This is a genomic window from Nostoc cf. edaphicum LEGE 07299, assembly GCF_015207245.1.
GTDB lineage: Bacteria > Cyanobacteriota > Cyanobacteriia > Cyanobacteriales > Nostocaceae > Nostoc > Nostoc edaphicum_B.
Genome location: NZ_JADEXF010000696.1, coordinates 1 through 3,406, shown reverse-complemented (window position 1 = coordinate 3,406; position 3,406 = coordinate 1). Strand labels below are relative to the sequence as shown.

Genomic DNA, 3,406 nt, shown 5'->3' with positions numbered 1-3,406 from the left:
GTACTATAACTCTAACTACAAACCACGCACATATCAAAACTCATTTATAAAGTTAATGGGCAGAGGTAATAGTTTAGATATTTACCAAAACCTATGCTTCAGTGTGGGTTACAGATAATTCACTTAGTAGAAATAGTAACGCAATAATATAACAACTATGAAAAAGCATTTTTTTGCCTTTTCACTGATAGCTTGTGCTGTCGGTGTGACTCTGCCAACTCAAGCATTTGCAGTTAAACTATACGGTGCTGGAAGTTTGCGCGATAGTCTTACAGAAGTAGCTGAATCTTTTAACGAAAAATATGGAATTCCAGTAGAAACGCGATTTGGCCCGTCTGGTTTAACACGAGAATTTATAGAACAAGAATTCTCTGAAACTGGAAAATCCGCAGATGTTTTTGCCAGTGCAGATATTGATAACCCTCAAACATTGTTTGAAGAAGGTTTGAGTGAACCTGTAGTGAACTTCACTAGCAACCGCATGACTGCTGTTGTCAGATCGGGAATTGGTGTCACATCAGATAATTTGTTGAACTTTTTGCTAAAACCTGAAATCAAATTGGGAACTTCAACCCCTATAGCAGATCCATCTGGTAACTATGCATGGGAGATATTTGATAAAGCCAATCAGATTAAATCTAGTAATTCTCAAATTTTGAAGGATAAAGCATTACAGTTAGTAGGTGGTAATCCTAATGCTCCTATAGTTCCTAATGGCAAAAATAATTTAGTCTACTTTTTAGAAGAAACAAAGCAGGCAGATATCTTTTTAGCTTATTACACCAGTGGCAAAACTGCCCAAGCAACAGAAGGTGGTGAAAATTTGCAAATAGTAGAGTTACCCGTCTATTTAGCAACGAAAGCTAATTATGGACTAACTACACTGAAAAATGCCGATCCTGATGGTGAAAAGTTGGCTGAATATATCCTGTCACAAAAAGGGCAAGAAATTTTAGCAAAGTATGGATTTAGCGCACCTTCTACTTCTGTTCTCGAACATCAAGGTGCGGGTGGAATTTTGCTGGCGGTAGGGATAGCTTTTATCTTGAATAAAAAATGGATCAAAAAGCAATTAATAAAAATAGACCAAGCTAGGTAGAAAACTTACTAATTTCGTCTTTTTCTAAGTCAGCCTGATAACACCTTTAATAAAAAAGTAAAATATGAATAAGCTCAATACATTTACTTTTTACTTTAAACAAATAGCAAAAGCAGGTATAGCTCTGATAGCAGTAATTCCATCGAGTATTTTGCTTACTAGCCCTACCCATGCAGCTACCCTTGGTCAAAATATTATTGTTAATGGAAATGCAGAACAGGGACAAGGAGATCCCATTGGTAATGATGAATTTTTTGATGTGCTATTTACTTTTTCTAATAACTTAGGACTTACGCACGGGTAACGGAAAACGAACCACAGAGGGCGCAGAGGTCACGGAGGAATGAGAGTTTGAGAGGGTTTTTGCGTAAGTCCTATAACTGTTGCTGAACCAATAAGAATTCAGCTTATTGTTTTTCCAATGTTTCTATTCGCTGACCCATCTCCTCCACCAGTTTTTTGACGCTGGCTGGAGTTCTTTCCCAATCTTTAGGGGGTACTTCCTCTAAGTAATTTGGAACCTTTTCTTCCATGACCTCACACTACCAGATTCTGGTTGCGTTTACGATCGCCCTGCTACGCCCTGAACGCTTACGATTTATGGCTCATTAATTCGTCTGATGATAAAGTGAACGCCGCTTTAAGCTTTTCTTGACGAATCAGCTTTAAGGATAAATATGACTGACCAAACCTGATTTATACATCACTTTTTGAGTTTTACTTTGTGGAGTAATTCATCTTTAATCCGGTTAAGAATTGAAGTCTCATCCAAATTTGTCAAAATCCGATTAATCACTGCTTTCGGCCCATCAGGCCCCCAAGTTGCGCCATTGGCTAAATAAACTTTGGTAACTTGTCCAATACCGTAAGAAGAAACACCAGCTACTCCTCCTTGGGTAATTGCTACCGATATATAAGGGCCTAGCGCAATGCCACCCGTAGCTGTTGCAGAAATTCCAAGTAAAGTTTTTAATCCACTCAAGCCTAAATTTGCTAACAATTCACTAGCACCGATACCGCCCATACTTAGGGCGATTTTTTGTAGCAATTGTACAGCCCCAGCTTCGGTCATAGAGAAGCCATAGAGTTTAGATAAACCCAAAATCAGAGCAATATCAATTACCACACTACTCAGAATATCTACCACAGTTACGGGATTGAGTGCGATCGCTAATGCCTTAGTCATTACAGCCTTCCAAATCAACTGATTGGCATTCTGTTCCCGAATCATCAGTTTTCGCTCAACCAACTGCTCATTTACAATATCGGCATAAAGCATAGTATTAAGGGCAACCAAGGCTTTGCCCTCACGATGCAGAATTTCCAAGATTTTCAGCTTCAGTTCCTCGACTTGGGCATTCCCTGTACGCAACTGTATGCCCCTCGTACCATCAGGGCGACGAATCGCCGTCTTCACCAATGGCGATGCCGCAGCCATGACAATTTCTAGAGGTGTGAGTAATTCCCGCACCCTTTCATCCCGGATTTTGTGATAAATTGCCATCCGGTCTGCTTCTGGATACTGGTCTACTTTGTTAAATACCAGAATGATCGGTTTACCTGCTTCCCGCAACTGAGAAAGGGCGGCGTATTCCAGCTTTGTCATATCACCAGATATCACAAACAAAATCAAATCTGCTTGTTTGGCAATCTGTTCAGCTAAGGCAGCGCGGGTTGCACCATCTACTTCATCTAACCCAGGAGTATCAATTAATTCCACTTGGGATTGACCTACACCAGGGAGAGTGACACGCAAAGCACGTTCAGTTTCCCCAATCATCTCCTCGCTAATACTCCAATTAACTGTTTGAGCAGTACGGGTGACACCGTGCAGCGGCCCAGTTTCAAATACCGTTTGCCCAACCAAAGCATTGAGTAGAGAAGACTTACCACGTCCCACCATGCCAAAAGCCGCAATCTGCACCACCATGCGGTCTAACTTCCCTAGCATGGTTTCCAAATCAGCAATTTCTGCCTCCAATCCGGTTTTTTCCTGGGGAGTAAGGTCGAGATTGGCTACCAAGTTTCGCAACGCTGTTTGTGCTTGTTTATAGTTCAGTTCCGTCTGAATGTCTTCAAAACTGAAAATAGCACTATCCAATTCTTCCTCCCAGCTGAGAGAATTTGCGTCAGTGTTAGCGGAATCGCTTTGATGAGGTTCAGGCACGGGCAATGTCGAAGTCATATCAATTTGAAATTTGGGATTTTTAAATTAGCCCTGTCTCTTATCCTAGTTATTTTTAACAGAAGTTTGTCGAGATGAGGGAGCAGGGAAGCAGGGGAGCAGGGAAGCAGCGGGGAAGTTGC

At 41.1% G+C, this 3,406-nt stretch carries 4 protein-coding genes; 2 read left to right on the top strand and 2 right to left on the bottom strand.

Annotation, left to right across the window (positions count from 1 at the left end; all coding sequences use genetic code 11):
- Positions 1-157 precede the first annotated feature (157 nt).
- Together IQ229_RS19165 and IQ229_RS19160 are read left to right on the top strand one after the other, a co-directional pair.
- Entirely contained in the window at positions 158-1,099 is a 942-nt protein-coding gene (locus IQ229_RS19165; RefSeq protein WP_194046468.1) for a molybdate ABC transporter substrate-binding protein, read from the top strand.
- A gap of 64 nt (positions 1,100-1,163) precedes the next feature.
- Positions 1,164-1,403: a hypothetical protein gene (locus IQ229_RS19160; RefSeq protein WP_194046466.1), complete on the top strand. Its 240-nt coding sequence runs from the start codon at positions 1,164-1,166 to the stop codon at positions 1,401-1,403.
- A 103-nt stretch (positions 1,404-1,506) separates the two neighbouring features.
- Here IQ229_RS19160 and IQ229_RS24600 read toward each other — a convergent pair whose 3' ends face one another.
- Both IQ229_RS24600 and IQ229_RS19155 read right to left on the bottom strand, forming a co-directional pair.
- A complete protein-coding gene (locus IQ229_RS24600; protein ID WP_265582997.1) occupies positions 1,507-1,632 on the bottom strand; it encodes a hypothetical protein in 126 nt (41 codons plus the stop codon).
- 170 nt (positions 1,633-1,802) lie between these two features.
- Positions 1,803-3,284, bottom strand: coding sequence for a GTP-binding protein (locus tag IQ229_RS19155; RefSeq protein ID WP_194046464.1), 1,482 nt, complete (start codon positions 3,282-3,284; stop codon positions 1,803-1,805).
- Positions 3,285-3,406: the final 122 nt, after the last annotated feature.

What these genes read in the sequence shown, in the direction of transcription:
- IQ229_RS19160 (WP_194046466.1), top strand. Translation starts at nt 1,164, where the DNA reads ATGAATAAGCTCAATACATTTACTTTTTACTTTAAACAAATAGCAAAA.
- IQ229_RS19165 (WP_194046468.1), top strand. Translation starts at nt 158, where the DNA reads ATGAAAAAGCATTTTTTTGCCTTTTCACTGATAGCTTGTGCTGTCGGT.
- IQ229_RS19155 (WP_194046464.1), bottom strand. Translation starts at nt 3,284, where the DNA reads ATGACTTCGACATTGCCCGTGCCTGAACCTCATCAAAGCGATTCCGCT.
- IQ229_RS24600 (WP_265582997.1), bottom strand. Translation starts at nt 1,632, where the DNA reads ATGGAAGAAAAGGTTCCAAATTACTTAGAGGAAGTACCCCCTAAAGAT.